The sequence below is a fragment of the Hymenobacter arcticus genome (assembly GCF_054779975.1).
This window is the reverse complement of the sequence record NZ_BAAGXF010000006.1, coordinates 21,378-35,606: the sequence shown is the minus strand read 5'-3', so window position 1 is coordinate 35,606 and position 14,229 is coordinate 21,378. Positions and strand designations below refer to the sequence as shown.

At 60.8% G+C, this 14,229-nt stretch carries 14 protein-coding genes; 11 read left to right on the top strand and 3 right to left on the bottom strand.

Features of this window, described 5'->3' with window-relative positions:
• The first annotated feature begins 226 nt into the window (after positions 1-226).
• Positions 227-1,126 carry a peptidase associated/transthyretin-like domain-containing protein gene (locus ACYVGC_RS12160; RefSeq protein WP_460584099.1) on the top strand — a complete coding sequence of 300 codons (900 nt, stop codon included), beginning with the start codon at positions 227-229 and terminating at the stop codon, positions 1,124-1,126.
• A 260-nt stretch (positions 1,127-1,386) separates the two neighbouring features.
• Here the strand turns inward: ACYVGC_RS12160 and ACYVGC_RS12155 are convergent, their stop codons facing one another.
• The 3 genes from ACYVGC_RS12155 to ACYVGC_RS12145 form a co-directional block, all read right to left on the bottom strand.
• Positions 1,387-2,040, bottom strand: coding sequence for an OmpA family protein (locus ACYVGC_RS12155; protein ID WP_460584098.1), 654 nt, complete (start codon positions 2,038-2,040; stop codon positions 1,387-1,389).
• 239 nt (positions 2,041-2,279) lie between these two features.
• Positions 2,280-3,680: an alpha/beta hydrolase gene (locus ACYVGC_RS12150; RefSeq protein ID WP_460584097.1), complete on the bottom strand. Its 1,401-nt coding sequence runs from the start codon at positions 3,678-3,680 to the stop codon at positions 2,280-2,282.
• A 143-nt stretch (positions 3,681-3,823) separates the two neighbouring features.
• Positions 3,824-6,427: a type III PLP-dependent enzyme domain-containing protein gene (locus ACYVGC_RS12145; protein WP_460584096.1), complete on the bottom strand. Its 2,604-nt coding sequence runs from the start codon at positions 6,425-6,427 to the stop codon at positions 3,824-3,826.
• A gap of 139 nt (positions 6,428-6,566) precedes the next feature.
• Here ACYVGC_RS12145 and ACYVGC_RS12140 point away from each other — a divergent pair, with 139 nt between their 5' ends.
• From ACYVGC_RS12140 to ACYVGC_RS12095, 10 genes are all read left to right on the top strand, one after another.
• On the top strand, positions 6,567-7,412 hold the full coding sequence (locus ACYVGC_RS12140; RefSeq protein ID WP_460584276.1) for an endonuclease/exonuclease/phosphatase family protein: 846 nt from the start codon (positions 6,567-6,569) through the stop codon (positions 7,410-7,412).
• A gap of 353 nt (positions 7,413-7,765) precedes the next feature.
• Positions 7,766-7,939 (top strand): hypothetical protein, encoded by a 174-nt coding sequence (locus tag ACYVGC_RS12135; protein ID WP_460584095.1) that lies wholly within the window; start codon positions 7,766-7,768, stop codon positions 7,937-7,939.
• A gap of 194 nt (positions 7,940-8,133) precedes the next feature.
• Positions 8,134-8,439 (top strand): hypothetical protein, encoded by a 306-nt coding sequence (locus ACYVGC_RS12130; protein ID WP_460584094.1) that lies wholly within the window; start codon positions 8,134-8,136, stop codon positions 8,437-8,439.
• Between the two features lie 322 nt (positions 8,440-8,761).
• The gene (locus tag ACYVGC_RS12125) at positions 8,762-8,953 is read left to right on the top strand and encodes a hypothetical protein (RefSeq protein WP_460584093.1); all 192 of its coding nucleotides are present in this window, start codon (positions 8,762-8,764) and stop codon (positions 8,951-8,953) included.
• 113 nt (positions 8,954-9,066) lie between these two features.
• Positions 9,067-9,258, top strand: coding sequence for a class I lanthipeptide (locus ACYVGC_RS12120; protein WP_460584092.1), 192 nt, complete (start codon positions 9,067-9,069; stop codon positions 9,256-9,258).
• Between the two features lie 49 nt (positions 9,259-9,307).
• Positions 9,308-9,496, top strand: coding sequence for a class I lanthipeptide (locus tag ACYVGC_RS12115; RefSeq protein WP_460584091.1), 189 nt, complete (start codon positions 9,308-9,310; stop codon positions 9,494-9,496).
• A 27-nt stretch (positions 9,497-9,523) separates the two neighbouring features.
• A complete protein-coding gene (locus ACYVGC_RS12110) occupies positions 9,524-9,727 on the top strand; it encodes a class I lanthipeptide (protein WP_460584090.1) in 204 nt (67 codons plus the stop codon).
• 115 nt (positions 9,728-9,842) lie between these two features.
• Entirely contained in the window at positions 9,843-10,040 is a 198-nt protein-coding gene (locus ACYVGC_RS12105) for a class I lanthipeptide (protein WP_460584089.1), read from the top strand.
• Between the two features lie 88 nt (positions 10,041-10,128).
• Positions 10,129-13,326, top strand: coding sequence for a lantibiotic dehydratase (locus tag ACYVGC_RS12100; RefSeq protein ID WP_460584088.1), 3,198 nt, complete (start codon positions 10,129-10,131; stop codon positions 13,324-13,326).
• Positions 13,316-14,218 (top strand): efflux RND transporter periplasmic adaptor subunit, encoded by a 903-nt coding sequence (locus ACYVGC_RS12095; protein WP_460584087.1) that lies wholly within the window; start codon positions 13,316-13,318, stop codon positions 14,216-14,218. Before ACYVGC_RS12100 ends, ACYVGC_RS12095 begins: the two co-directional genes overlap by 11 nt.
• Positions 14,219-14,229 lie beyond the last annotated feature (11 nt).

Below are 14,229 nucleotides of genomic sequence, written 5' to 3'. Positions count from 1 at the left end.
GCTACTGAGGAAAACCAGTGGGTGCATGTGGAGACGGTTTTGACCTCTGTTACATACAGCAAGTTAGCGGAATAATACTAGTTCAATAACCACTAGCCGAAAAGGGGCTACATGTGGAACTTTTTGCATCAATTTGCTTGAAATTTTTATCTTAAAGCTACCTGACATGCGCCCGGCAACGATTAAATTTGTGGGCTAGGTCCTTGTTCATTTTCTTTTTTCTGTTATGATTAAGCGTTTACTATTCTTACTAATTATGGGCAGCCTACTGCCGGCGCTGGGTTGGGCGCAGCAGGAAGGCCGCATTACGGGCCGCGTGGTGGACGAAAAAACGCAGGACCCCATCCCTTTTGCGTCCATCAACCTGCGCGAAGAGCAAACCGGGGCCCTCACCAACGAGTACGGCTACTTCCAACTGGCCATGCCTACTAAGGTGACCGAAGACTCTATTATTGTGATGGCGCTGGGCTACAAGCGCACGGCGCTGTTTGTGAAGCGGGGCACCAACATGGAGGAAGTTATTCTGCAGCTGCCCAGGCAGGCCATTGCGCTGGCCAACGTGGACGTAGTAACCAAAGGCCTGAAGCCCACCATGTTGGGTGCCCATTCCAACTCGCCGGGCGCGGGCATGATTCAGGGCATGCCGGGCAGCCAATACGCGTTTATGTGCAAAAACGAGAAGGCAAAGAAACTCGGTATTATTCGCACGGTATCATTCTTTATTGGCGAGAATGGCTTCCCGCGCGAGCCGTTTCGGGTGCGCATCTACCGGGCCAACGGCAACTACAACGCCCCCAACGAGGATATGCTCACGGAGAGCGTAATTGTGTCGGCGGCCCGCGGCGGCGAGTGGTTCACGGTTGACCTGTCGCCCTACAACTTGGTGGCCCCCGAGGAGGGCTTTTACGTGGCGATGGAGTGGATTGTGAGCGGCGACAAGTTCTACACCACCAATTTTATGGACAACTACACGCCCTACGGCCAGATTTTGCGCCCCACCTTCGAATTCAAGGATAGCCGCACCTGGAGCTACGCCATCGGCCGGGGCTGGAACCTGGTAACACTCGCCAACAACGGCTCACGCTTCAACGCCATGATGCGCGCCGAGGTAGACGCGTACAAATAGACCGCAGATTCAAACGGATTTAACGGATTTCGCAGATACGGGGCTGCGTCCCTGACTACGCAGGGGCCTTTTTTGGGCTACGTTAGCAGTAAAGCAAAAGAGCCGGCTACCTTATGAGGTAGCCGGCTCTTTTGCTTCAATTAACGAAAAGCATAACCCGAGGCCGAGGAAGCCCGGCAAAACCGGCAACCGAAAGCCCAGATAGTCAGGGGCGCAGCCCCGTATCTGCGAAATCCGTTAAATCCGTTTGAATCTGCGGTCTATTTGACGCGAACGGCAATTTCTACGCGGCGGTTTTCTTTGCGGCCGGCGGCGGTAGCGTTGGTGGCAGTGGGCATTTCCTCACCGAAAGCCTCAGTGCTGAGGTGGTCGGCGGGCAGTTTGTCGGTAGTGATGAGGTAGTTTTTAACGGCCTCGGCGCGCTGCTTGCTCAGGTCGCGGTTGTAGCTCTTGTCGCCGCGCGAGTCGGCAAAACCCAGTACGCGCACGTCTTTACCAGCATAGCGCTTGGTGATGGATTCGCTGATTTGCTTCAGAGCGGCGGCGGCGGTGGGCTTGATGGTGGTCTTGTCAGTATCGAACAGCACTTGCTCATCTACGCCATATACCTGGTAGTCAGCATCGCCACGCACCGTAATGCCGCTCAGGTTCACCTCGGGCAGCTTTACGTCGGCCAGCTTGGCCTTGGTCATGTCGAAAGTATTGCTGATGGCGGCACCGGTTTTGCTGGCTGCGCTATCAACTGCATTGGCCGCGTTAGCGGCTACATCACCCGCGGTAGCACCGGTGCGGGCTACTACGGCCGTGTCGGCCGTGGCTTCGCCGAGGGTGTTTTTTTCGTCCGACTTTTTCAAGTCGTTGCACCCGCCTAAAAGTACGGCGGCGGTGAGCAGGGTGTAGGGAAGAATGCGCATGGAAAGAAGGGTGAGTTGGTAAGCCTGCTAGCATTGGGCCAGCAGTAACTCCCCCTTACGGCAATAAAAGCAGCGAGTTGGCTAAATCGGCCCTACTACCAGTTGCGAGCAAGCACCGCAACCCCGACCGTAGGGCGGCGACCTCGCGCCAACGTGCACTGCCCCAGCTACTGAGTGGCTGGGGCAGTGCACGTTGGCGCGAGGTCGCCATTTGCACGTTTTGGTGCCGCAAGCAGCGCTTACTTTTTAGTTTGCTCCACAATCCAAGCCCGGATGTCTTCCTGGGCGGCGGGCGAGAAAATGGGGTGTGCCTCGCCCCCCACGATGGGCCACTGGCTGCGAGCCGCCTGGAAGCTGTGGTTGGTACCTGCCACCTTATGGCCTGCGGCCAACTTATTGTTTTTCAGACCTTTGAGCAGCGCCTCCAAGTTGGTGTCGGGATTGAGAAACGCATCGTCGGCCCCGTAAAGTAGCAGCACGGGGCAGCTCACGCCGGCAAGCTTTTCGGTAGGGTCAAACTTGAGAAACTCGCGGTAACGGGTAGTCACCAGCGCCGCCGCGCGGGCCTGAGCGGCGGCGGCGCTCAGGCCCGTGCTGTCCTGCTTCAAGATGGTGGCCACAATGGTTTGGGCCTGCGACTTCACCACGGTTTGGCGGATAACCTCCAGTATCTGTTGCTGACGCTTTAGGCTGGCAGCCATCACTTTAGGGTCTACCTTTTGGGCGCGCAGGTTGGCTTCGCGCTGCTGCATGGCCAGGCTGGTACCCGGCTCGCCGTAGGCCGAGAGGCCCACCAGAAAGGCGGGGGGCAACGGCTGCGCAGCGGCCAGCAAGGCTACGTTGCTGCCCTCGCCCAGGCCAATGAGGCCCAGGTGCGCGGCATCGACCTCGGGGCGCTGGCGCAGGTAGGTGAGCGCCGCCTGGGCATCGCTTACTAGGCTAGCCGGGGTGGCCGGGGCGGGGCCAGTGGAGTGGCCAGTGCCGCGGTCGTCGAAGCGCAGCACGGCCACGCCGCGCCGCGTGAGGTAATCGGCCAACTGGCCCAGCGGCCCAAACCCACTAGCGGTGCCGTTGCGGTCGTGCGGCCCCTCATCAGAGAGCAGGGCCACGGCCGGAAACGGACCCGGCCCGGCCGGCACCGTGAGCACGCCCGCCAGCTGCAAATTGGCCACGGGGTTGGGGAAGGCAATTTCTTCCTCGCGGTAGGGCGGGGCAAAGCGCGACTTAACGGCGCTAGCTGCCTCCACGGGCAGCGCGCTGTGCGTGAGCGTGAGCGGCACCTGAAAGCCCGTCTGCCGCCACACGCCTTGCAGCGTCTGGCCATCGGCCGAGAGGCGGCCCACGTAACGGCTATCGGCTTCGGCGGAGGTGAAGATGACGGTATCGGCGCGGGTTTCGACCGTTACAGCCAGGTGACTCGCTTTTTGCAGGGGCACGTCGAGGTTAGCGAAGTATTCGCCGCTACTGAGCTTGACTAACCGAAATATCACTTCGAGCTTGCCGCCAGGCATTTGCAAAGGGCCTTTCCAGAGGCCGTCGAGCGGGGGCACCGCCGCCGCGTGGTGGGCCGCCCGGCCCGGCAACACCAACACTAGCAGCAACGCCAGGCACCCATAAACCGCATTTCGAGCCACTTTCATTTTCGTGTAATCCTGAATAAAATGCGCGGCGCCAAATGACCGGGCACTAACAAAAACGCTAAGTTATCGCCGGCTGCCAGCACCTGCTTGCTACTGCCCCAAAAACTTCACGTTGACCTCCCTTTTTTTAACCACCAAGCCGTTTACTCGCTTATAAATACGCGCTTCACCCGCTCACTCACATTGGTGAGCAGCTCGTAGGGAATAGTCCCGATGCGATGAGCCAACTCACTGGCGCTCAACCCTTCGCCAAATACCACGGCCACGTCGCCGGCCCGGGCCTCAGGCACGTCGGTCACGTCCACCATCACCATGTCCATGCACACCGAGCCCACCACCGGCGCGCGGCGGCCGTGCAGCAGCACCAGCCCCTGGCCGTTGCTGAAGCGCCGGTCGTAGCCGTCGGCGTAGCCAATGGCCAGGGTGGCCACGCGGCGCTCGTAGTCGGTGGCGGCCCCACGGCGGCCGTAGCCCACGGTGCTGCCGGCGGGCAGCGTTTTTATTTGCGAGATGGTGGTTTTTAACGTGCTTACTGGCAACAGATTATGGCCATCTTCGGCCCCGGCTTCTACGCCGTAGAGGCCCACGCCCAGGCGCACCATGTCGAGCTGCGCCTCGGGGAAGCGCCGGATGCCGGCCGAGTTGAGCGCGTGCTTGAGGGCTGGGTAGCCCAGCACAGCCTCGATGGCGGCGGCCATGCGCCGGAAGGTGGCCAGCTGCTGCCGCGTAAAGTCGTCGTGGGCGGGGTCGTCGGCGGCGGCCAGGTGCGTCATAATGCCGGCCACCGGCAGGGCGGCGCGATGGGCGGCCAGCAACGTGAGCAAGCCGGGCAACTCATCTTCCGAAAAGCCCAGGCGGCGCATGCCGGTATCGAGCTTGAGGTGCAGGGGCGGCAGCGGGCCGGCCCCATCGGCGGCGGCTTCTTGGGCGGCTTGCAGGTAGTCGTGCAGGCGCTCGAGCGAGTAGATTTCGGGCTCCAGGCGGTAGCGCCGCAACTGGCCGAAGCTATCGGGCCCGGGATTCAACACCATGATGGGCAGGCTAATACCATTGTCGCGCAGCTGCTGGCCCTCATCGGCGTAGGCCACGGCCAGGTAGGCGGCCCGCTGAAACTCCAGCAGGCTGGCCACCTCGTACGAGCCGCTACCGTAGGCGAAGGCCTTCACCATCACCATGAGCCGGGTGCCGGGGCGCAGCTGCTGGCGGTAGTACTGGAGGTTGTGGGTGAGCGCATCGAGGTTCACCTCCAGCACTGTGCCGTGCTGGGGCTGCTGCAAGGCCGCTACCACCCGCTCGAAGCCAAAGCGCCGCGCACCCTTAATAAGAATGGTTTCGTTTTGAAAATCGCCGGGCCGCAGGTCGGCCAGCAGGGCTTCGGTAGTTAAATAATGAGCAGTGAGCAATGAGTAGCGAACAGTTGGTTGTGCGTCATCAATTGCTGACTGCTCATTGCTCACTGCAAATTGACTTATTGCCTCCCCCACCCCAATGAGGCGCGTGACGCCGTGGGCCTGCACCAGCGCCGCCACGCGGGCATACAGCTCGGGGCCGCTGAGGCCCGATTCGAGCACGTCGCTGAGGATGAGGGTGCGGCCGCCGGGGCGGGACTGCCGGCTGAGGGCATCGAGGGCCAGCGAGAGGCCGGCGAGGTCATTGTTGTAGGCGTCGTCGAGGAGGTAGCAGCCGTGGCGGCCGGCCTTCATTTCGAGGCGCATGGCCACGGGCTGGAGACGCAGCAACCGGCGCTGTATTTCGGCCGGGGCCAGGGCGGTGGCGGGGTCAAGCTGCCGGGTGAGCAGCACGGCCAGGCAGTGCAGGGCGTTTTCTAGAGAGGACTCATCGGCGAAGGGCAGCGTAAAGCGGGCCGCTGCCCGCAGCGCTGGCTGGCTGAGGGACAACGGGCTGGCGAGCGCCCCTTCGCCCAGCCGCACGCGCACGCTGGTGCTACCCGTGCCCGTGGGCCGCAGCCGAAAGCGCAGGGCCGCGCCGGGCGCGTCGTGCCGGGTCCAGGCCAGGGCGGGCAGGCCGCGGGCGCGCACAGCAGCCGCTACGGCGGCGTGGTCGGCGCAGTAGATAAGCTGCTTGAAATCAGCGACTTCAAACAGGCGGAGCTTTTCGGATAGCTTCTCGGCCTCGGAGGCAAAACCGGCGTCGTGGGCGGTGCCCAGGGTGGTAAAAATGCCGTGCGTGGGTTGGATAATGGCGGCCAGGCGGGCCATGGCCCCGCTTTCCGAAATACCGGCTTCAAAAATGCCCAGCGTGTGGCGACCGGGCGCCAGTTCCCACACGCTGAGCGGCACGCCCACCTGCGAGTTGTAGCTCTTGGGCGAGCGGCAAATATCCTCATCGGGGGCCAGCAGTTGGGCCAGCCACTCCTTCACAATCGTTTTGCCGTTGGAGCCCGTGATGCCCCACACCGGCCCGCCGAACGCGGCGCGGTGCGCCGCCGCCAGCGCCTGCAATGCCACCAGGCTATCCGGCACTTGCACAAAACCCGCTTCGGCAAACGGGGCCAAGCTGGCCGGCGGATGGCTTACCACGAATAGCCGCACGCCCTTGGCGTAGGCGGCCGCTAGGTGGTGGTGGCCGTCGTGGTTGGGCCCGCGCAGGGCGAAGAATACCGCGCCGTCGAGCAAGCCCACGCGGCGGCTGTCGAGCAGCAGCGTGGCTACGGCGGCTGGGTGGGCAGGGGCTTGTAGTAGCGTACCGCCGAACAGGGCGGGCAAGTCAGAAAAGCGAATAGGCATGGCCCGGCAAAGGTCGGGTGGAAGCTGTGTTGGGCACGGTGCCAACCCCGCCGGGCGCGGCGCTGGCACCGTGGCATTGCGGCGGGCAACGCTAATTTCGGCCATGACCCAATGCTCCGCCTCTTTCGCTGCCCGCTTCATGCGCCTGATTGTCTGCTTATTAGTCGGCAGCCTGGGGCTCAGCCAGTCGGCGTTGGCCCAAAAAGCGGCCGTGCCACTGCGCGTGGCTACCTACAACCTGCGCATGAACACGCCCAGCGATGGGGCCGATGCCTGGCCCAATCGTAAAGAAATGGTTAAGAATCTGGTGCGCTACCACGACTTCGACGTGTTTGGGACGCAGGAGGGCTTTCGGGGGCAGCTCACCGACCTCACCGAGCTGCCGGGCTACGCCTTCGTGGGTAAGGGGCGTGACGATGGCAAGGCAGCCGGCGAGCACTCGGCCATCGTATATAAAAAAGCGCGGCTCACGCTGTTGCAAACCGGCGACTTCTGGCTGAGCGAAACGCCCGACCGCCCCTCCCTGGGCTGGGACGCCACCTGCTGCAACCGCATCTGCACTTGGGCCAAGTTTAAAGACGCGCATACCCAGCGCGAATTCTTCTTTTTCAGCGTGCACTTCGACCACCAAGGCGTGGAAGCCCGCCGCCAGTCTGGTAAGCTCATGGCCCAAAAAATAAAGGACATCGCCAAGAATGCACCCGTTATCTGCGTGGGCGACCTAAACTCTACGCCTGACACTGAGCAAGTTAAAACCCTGCAAGCGCTGCTGCACGACTCGTATTTGGCTACCAATCAGCCCGCCTACGGCCCGGTGGGCACCTTCAATGGCTTCAAGCTCGATGCCGCGCTGGCTGACCGCATCGACTACATTTTCGTGAGCGCGGGTTACCAAGTGCTCACCTACGCTGTACTCACCGACTCGCTGCGCGGCCACTACCCGTCCGACCACTTCCCCGTGGTGGCCGAGGTAGTACTGAAATAGCGACCAGCCTATCTATTGCAGAATAGAACAAAAATAATCAGCACGTTATACTAGCAGGTAGCTAGTATAACGTGCTGATTGTGTTTAGTAGCTTTCCCCACAAGGCTAACCAGCATGAACTAAACCACTGACTGTCTTGATAATATCTCAGCAAATTGAGGCGAAGTAGAATTAGTTAGCACCCCTGCGCCCTACTTAAGCTAAGCAATACTTCCGCATTCTGCTCGCGGTCCACCAGTGCTAAAACGTCGAAACATTAGCGCAGTTAGTCGAAAAATAGCTGTATTCTGCTCTTCGCTACGTTGCTTTGCTCAACCTTGTTTCATCTCTCACTCCTTTTTTAGTTTTTCAGCATGAAAAAAATTGCTACACTCGCCGCCAAGCTTGGTTTTCAGAAAGAAGTGATTTCACACTTGAGCCCCCGCAACGCAGGCGGCCAGCCCAATGCCAACCAAACTACCGACGGCACCACCAGCGGCACCGGCGGCCAGACCACCGTATACTGCTTTATTACCAATTTACTGTAGTATATTGATTTTAGCAATTTACAGGACGGCCTTGATTGGGGCCGTCCTGTACCGTGTAATTCGCTTTAGCCAGGCAAGCTGGCTGCGCCAATTTGGAATGGCTTGCCTACTAACCCCACTACCTTATTTTATTGCCCTGCAACGTGTACACTTGCGGAATAATCGAAGATGAGCACCTAGCCCGCCGGCTGTTGATGAAGTATATCAGGCAGTACGGCGCGCTGGATGTGCTGTGGGCCTCAGAAACGATTTTTCCTCCTGGCGCAGCAGCCCAGGTAGACCTTGTTTTTCTTGATTTGCTGGACGTTTCATCCAATAAGTTTGGCGTGAGCGAAGGCATTAGTGAGTTTGCAGCCCATTTTGCCAACATTATCATCACGACTGCTTATCCGGTAGAATACATCCAGCGCACCGGATTGCCTCATAGTCAACTACTTATCAAGCCCTATACGTATCCTGATTTTGAAGCGGCCGTAACGGCTGCTTTACGCAGGCCTTAGGGCACTAGCTGCTGTGCTACCCGCCAAAAGCCCTCATCACTTGCTGTGGTGGGGGCTTTTTGGCTGATAAGCCTCCACCATAGCGCTCCGCAGCAAGCTGTTTGGCGAGCCTTACCGCGCTGGATTGGTCGGCCGGCTGGCCGAGGCAGGCGGCGGCTTATTTCGGCAGGCGGCGCGCCCGGCATACCTACTTATTCTATTAGTCGAAAAATAGCGAATGGTTGGACTGCATAATCAGCTTGTTTGTCTAGTTTATTTCTGCGCGGCGGCGGGCTAGTATTCATTTGTAGCATCAGTCAGCCACCACTAGACAAGGCATCTTATGCAACCTATCAAGCACGTAATCAGCTTGCTAACTGGCAAGTTGGCGCAGGCCGTTTTGCCTACGCAGGCCCTCTCGCCCACCGAAATGGACCACCTCTTTGGGGGCAAGCCAGCCGAGGCTGTTGCGGAGCTCGCCTACTGGTGGATTGACGACGAGGCCGAATTGCTACCAAGCCCAAAGCTGGATTAGCCCGCGCCTCTCCTAGCCACTACTCTCCCCGGCTTTTGCCGGCCCCAACTACACAGCGGCCAGGTGCCGGCCCGACCCGCTGTTTTTTTCCCCAATCCCCATTTTCCCTTTTTATGAAGAAGAAAGTCATTAAACTCGACAAAGCCCTGTCGCTGGACAAGGAAACCATTTCCAAGCTCAACGACGAGCAGCTCGGCGCGCTGGAAGGCGGCAGCAACACCTGCAATGGTGGTGGCCTGGAACCCCAAGCCGCCGAGGCCTTCCCTACCATTGGCTCGTGCCAGGGTTGCTCGTGCAACAAGTAGTTAACCTTCCTTTTCCCAAATCCCAACCCTCTTCATTTTTTTCAATAACATGAAAAAGAAAATTATCAAACTCGACAAAGCCCTCTCACTGGACAAGGAGACGGTTGCCAAGCTCAACGACGAGCAACTGGGTGCGCTGGAAGGCGGCAGCAACACCTGCAATGGCGGCGGCAAGGAAGTGCAGGCCGCCGAAGCGTTCCCTACCATTGGCTCGTGCCAGGGTTGCTCGTGTAATTAGTAGCGCTGGGCATTCTCTGTCAAGACGATGAAGAAGCGCATCACCAAAATTGACAAAGCCTTGTCGCTGAGCAAGGAAATCATTGTCAAGCTCAACGACGAGCAGCTGGGCGAGGTAGGTGGCGGCTTAGCCGACGGTAGCCTCACCTGCAACGGCTCGGAAACTGAAGCTGAAGCTGCGCTTCTTGGTGGGTCGTGCATGGCTTGCTCCTGCAACGACCGCGTGCGCTAACCCAAACGGTCAGCTAGACTGCTAGACTACGAAGAAGAAAGTCGTCCGGTGTGGTGACTTTCTTCTTCCTATTTTTTCACTTACCAAACTGGTAGCCGCCCACCAGGCAATCATCATGAAAAAGAAGGGCATTAAGCTAAACCGATTGCTCCAGCTGGACCGCGAAATCATTATCAAGCTTAATGAGGAGCAGCTGGGCGACATTGCAGGTGGCCAGCAGGCCAACCAAGCAACCCAGACCCAAACCCTGTCATCCTGCCCCGCCTTTAGCTGCAACCCCGCCGACTGCCGGGGCCAACTCACTGTGGAATAAATAATTAGGGCGGCTGGCTGTGCATCATACCGCAGCCAGCTGCCCTAATTTGGCTTTTTATTCTGAGGCTATTTTACCAGCTCCCACTATGCCCAGCCTACCTGTACTTCAACTAGCCGCCGAATCGTACTACCTGCTGCGGCGGCCCTTACTGCCCGTGCAAACGGTGTGGCAGCTGCACGCCAGCACCACCGAGGTGGCGCAGCTACTGCCGGCGCTGCTCACGCTCTTCAGCGACCCGCTGCTGCAAGAAGCCATTTACACGGCCTCGCCGGCCCTGCACGCCGAGCTGCTAAAGGCGCTGGCCACCGGGGGCACCGAACCCAAAAGTGCGGAGAAACTGGCACTTACGCTCTATAAGTACACCCTGCGCATGAGCACCCGCTGCACGCCCTACGGGCTGTTTGCGGGCTGCGCGCGTGGGCAACTGGGGGAGCAAACTGACATCGCGTTTGCGGCGCAGCCGCTGCGCGCGCAGTCGCGCCTGGATATGAACTACGTGAGCGAGCTGGTGCAGCACCTGCTGGCCTCCCCCGCCCTGAAGGAACAGCTGCGCTACTACCCCAACAATAGCCTGTACCGCACCGGCGATACCTATCGCTACGTCGAGTTTCAGGTAAAAGACAAGCGGCGCTCCTACACCCTTACCTCCGTGGCCCACGCCCCGTACCTGGAAGCGCTGCTGGCAGCCGCCCAGCCGGGGGGCAGCTTTGCGCAGCTGCTAGCCCTGGTGTGCGAGGCTGAGCCAACCGCCACAGAGGAAGAAGCACGCGCTTATTTGAATCAACTTATTGATTCACAAGTACTTATTAGCGAGCTTGAGCCCACTATTACGGGGCCCATCTACCTCGATGAGCTGCCGGGCCGGCTCGCGGGCAAGCTACCGGCCGAGCAGGTGGCCCCCCTGCACCAATTGGTGCAACTGCTGAAGGCAGGCGGCGTGGCCAACTTTGCGCAAACGCACCAGCTACTTGAAGAAACCTATGGGCAATCCAATTCTAAGGACCTAATTCAGACCGACTTATTCTTTAATACCGAGCGCAACCAACTCAGTGCCACGGTGGCCGCCACCATTGCGCAACAAGTGAGCGAGCTGTACCGGCTCACGGCCCGGCTGCACCCGGCCGACCTGGCTAGCTTTGGCAAAGAGTTCAGCGAACGCTTTGAGGACCAGGAAATTTCGCTGCTGCTAGCCCTGGATAGCGAGTCTGGCGTGGGCTACGGCACGGCGGGCCCCGGCAGCGGCGACCACCTACCCGTGCTGGAGGGCATCAAGCCCCGGGGCGAGGCCGCCAGCCCCAGCACCAACTGGAAAAAAACGGTGCAGCTCGCCCACGAGCTCTACCACCGCGCCCTGCGCGACGAAGCCACCACCGTGGAGCTGACCGATGCCGACCTGGCGGGCCTCGACGAGCAGCCCGACCTGGTAGCGGCCACCCCGGCCAGCCTCTACGCGTTTGGCACGCTGCTGTCCGGGTCGGCGCAGCAGCTGGACGCCGGGCAGTTTGAGTTTGCGCTCGGGTCGTGCTCGGGGCCGTCGGCCGCCAACTTGCTCGGGCGCTTTTGCTACGGTGATGCGCAACTACTTGAGGATGTGCGCACCACGCTGCGCCGCACCGAGCCCGACACCGAGGATGTGGTATACGCCGAAGTGGTGCACCTGCCCGAGGCCCGGGTGGGCAACATCCTGATGCGCCCCAACCTGCGGGCCTACGAAATTCCCTTTCTGAGCCCGGCTACGGTGCCCACCGAAAACCAGATTCCAGTGCAGGACCTGCTGGTGTCGGTGCGGCAGGGGCGCGTGGTGCTGCGCTCCAAGCGCCTCAACAAGCAGGTTATTCCGCGCCTGTCTACGGCGCACAACTACGCGACCGGGCTGCCCATCTACCGGTTTCTCTGTGATTTACAGAATGATAACGCGTACACCGGTATCAACTGGAATTGGGCTACGCTAGGCGAGCAGGCCTTTCTGCCGCGCGTGCAGTACAAGCGCATCATCCTGGCCAAGGCCCGGTGGCTGATTCGGCGCGAGCGCCTGACGCCCAACCCGGCGCAGCCCGCCGACAAGTCGCTCGACGCCCAGCTGCGCTGGTACCTGGCCAGCCACCGCCTGCCCCGCTACTTCTGCCTGGCCGAGCACGACAACGAGCTGCTGATTGATAGTGAGCATCCAGCCGCCCGGCAGGTACTCTTGCAAAAGCTCGAAAAGACTGGCCTGCTGCGGCTAACGGAGTTTCTGGCCGTGCCTGACCAGTGCTTTGTGGGCACGGCCACCCAGCGCTATACCAACGAGGTACTACTACCGCTGCACAACCCCGGCGGGCGGCGGGCGGCGGCGCTGGCCCCGGCAGCCACCGAGCTGCCCACCCGGCAGTTTGCGCCGGGCAGCGAGTGGGTGTACTTTAAGCTGTATGGCGGCACCAAGTCGCTGGATAAGCTGCTGCCCGAAGTCATTTTGCCGCTCGCCGAAGCCTGGCACGCGCGGGGCCTCATTCGGCAGTGGTTTTTTATTCGCTACACCGACCCGCGCTTTCACTTGCGTATTCGCTTCCAACTAACTGCTGATGAATCGAATAGCTTATCCACGCTTATGCAGGAGCTAACGGCCGCGCTGGCCCCGGCGCTGGCGCACGGCCGGCTGCACAAGGTGCAGCTCGATACCTACGTGCGGGAACTGGAGCGCTACGGGGCCGCCACCATGACGCTGGCCGAAGAGCTATTCAGCCACGACAGCCTAGCCACCGCCCGGGTGCTGGACCTGCTGGGCGGTGACGAAGGCGAAACGTACCGCTGGCTGCTGGCCCTGCGCGGGCTCGACGAATTGCTCACGGACTTCGACTTTTCGCTGCCGCAAAAGCAAACGCTGCTCGACCGGCTGAGTAGCTCGTTTTTTCAGGAGTTCAACGGTGATAAGCCGCTGCAAGTGCAGCTCAACGAGAAGTACCGCCAGGAAAGCCGCCGCATTCAGCGCTTCCTCAACCCGGCCGAAGATGCCGCGCACGGCATCGAAGAAGCCACGCAGGTATTTGCCGACCGGCGCCAGCACTGGCGCGCCACCATCGCGGCCATTCAGGCGCACCACCCGGCTGGCCACCTGGCCACCGAAGCGGGCTACTCGCTGATGTTCAGCTACGTGCACATGTACCTGAACCGCTTCATGTTGTCGCGGCCCAGGCTGCATGAGCTCACGCTCTACTCCCTGCTGGCCAAGTACTACACTGCCCAGCTGGCCATGCAGAAAGTTAAAAACCCCTCGCCTACTAAAGCCCCCAGCTATGCCTCCTGAAGCCTACCTCCACAGCGACGTCCAGGAAATAATGGTTGCCAAGCCCAGCCTGGCTTTGCAATGGGGCAACGTGGTTGTTACGGGCCTGGCCCTGCTGCTGCTCACCTTCACCGCTTGGTTTCAGTACCCCGAGTTTATCACGACGGAGGTGTCGCTGGCCGCCCAAAGCCCGGTTGATTCGCTGGTGGCGCCGGCCGGCAACCGGGGCGCCCAGCTGCTGGTACCCAATGGCGCGTCAGTGCGCCGGGGCACCCCCCTGCTGGCCTGGCAAGATGCCGACCACACTGATTACCACGAAGCGCAGCGCCTCAAGCAAGCGCTGGCTACGATGGCCTCATCTAGCTTATCAGCCAAGGAGTTAGCTCACCTACTAGCGCCTATTCGGGAGGAGCACCTGGGGCAGCTGCGGCCCATTTACCAGGGCCTGCTGGCCACCAGCGCCCGGGGCGCTATGCCGGGGGCGCAGCAGCTGGCCAGTAGCCGCCAACTGCTGGCCAGCTGGGAGCAGCGCACGGTAGCCCTGGCCCCGCAGGATGGTATTGCCCAGGTGAGCTACCCGGCCTGGTCGGCCGGGGCCCCTGTGCCAACGGGGCGGGCGGCGGTGTGCCTGCTGCCCCAGCAAGCCGCCTACGTGGCGCTGGGCACCATCAGCCGCGAGCAGTATGCCACGGTGCGGCAGGGCCAGCGCGTGCTGGTGCAAGTACGTGAGCTAGGCGATAATTTACTTACAGGCAAGGTGTTGGAAGTATCACCCCTGGCCCACCAGCAGCACCACCAGGTGGTGATTGCCCTAACTCCACCGGCCCGGCAGCGCCTGTACCCGGCCTTCTCGGGCAGCGCCCGCATCCTGCTGCGGCAGCAGTCACTGCTAGCCAAGTTTCTCGCTCGCTAAGCCCTAAAAGG

What these genes read in the sequence shown, in the direction of transcription:
- ACYVGC_RS12095 (WP_460584087.1), top strand. Translation starts at nt 13,316, where the DNA reads ATGCCTCCTGAAGCCTACCTCCACAGCGACGTCCAGGAAATAATGGTT.
- ACYVGC_RS12110 (WP_460584090.1), top strand. Translation starts at nt 9,524, where the DNA reads ATGAAGAAGCGCATCACCAAAATTGACAAAGCCTTGTCGCTGAGCAAG.
- ACYVGC_RS12105 (WP_460584089.1), top strand. Translation starts at nt 9,843, where the DNA reads ATGAAAAAGAAGGGCATTAAGCTAAACCGATTGCTCCAGCTGGACCGC.
- ACYVGC_RS12115 (WP_460584091.1), top strand. Translation starts at nt 9,308, where the DNA reads ATGAAAAAGAAAATTATCAAACTCGACAAAGCCCTCTCACTGGACAAG.
- ACYVGC_RS12135 (WP_460584095.1), top strand. Translation starts at nt 7,766, where the DNA reads ATGAAAAAAATTGCTACACTCGCCGCCAAGCTTGGTTTTCAGAAAGAA.
- ACYVGC_RS12140 (WP_460584276.1), top strand. Translation starts at nt 6,567, where the DNA reads ATGCGCCTGATTGTCTGCTTATTAGTCGGCAGCCTGGGGCTCAGCCAG.
- ACYVGC_RS12160 (WP_460584099.1), top strand. Translation starts at nt 227, where the DNA reads ATGATTAAGCGTTTACTATTCTTACTAATTATGGGCAGCCTACTGCCG.
- ACYVGC_RS12150 (WP_460584097.1), bottom strand. Translation starts at nt 3,680, where the DNA reads ATGAAAGTGGCTCGAAATGCGGTTTATGGGTGCCTGGCGTTGCTGCTA.
- ACYVGC_RS12130 (WP_460584094.1), top strand. Translation starts at nt 8,134, where the DNA reads ATGAAGTATATCAGGCAGTACGGCGCGCTGGATGTGCTGTGGGCCTCA.
- ACYVGC_RS12155 (WP_460584098.1), bottom strand. Translation starts at nt 2,040, where the DNA reads ATGCGCATTCTTCCCTACACCCTGCTCACCGCCGCCGTACTTTTAGGC.
- ACYVGC_RS12100 (WP_460584088.1), top strand. Translation starts at nt 10,129, where the DNA reads ATGCCCAGCCTACCTGTACTTCAACTAGCCGCCGAATCGTACTACCTG.
- ACYVGC_RS12125 (WP_460584093.1), top strand. Translation starts at nt 8,762, where the DNA reads ATGCAACCTATCAAGCACGTAATCAGCTTGCTAACTGGCAAGTTGGCG.
- ACYVGC_RS12120 (WP_460584092.1), top strand. Translation starts at nt 9,067, where the DNA reads ATGAAGAAGAAAGTCATTAAACTCGACAAAGCCCTGTCGCTGGACAAG.
- ACYVGC_RS12145 (WP_460584096.1), bottom strand. Translation starts at nt 6,427, where the DNA reads ATGCCTATTCGCTTTTCTGACTTGCCCGCCCTGTTCGGCGGTACGCTA.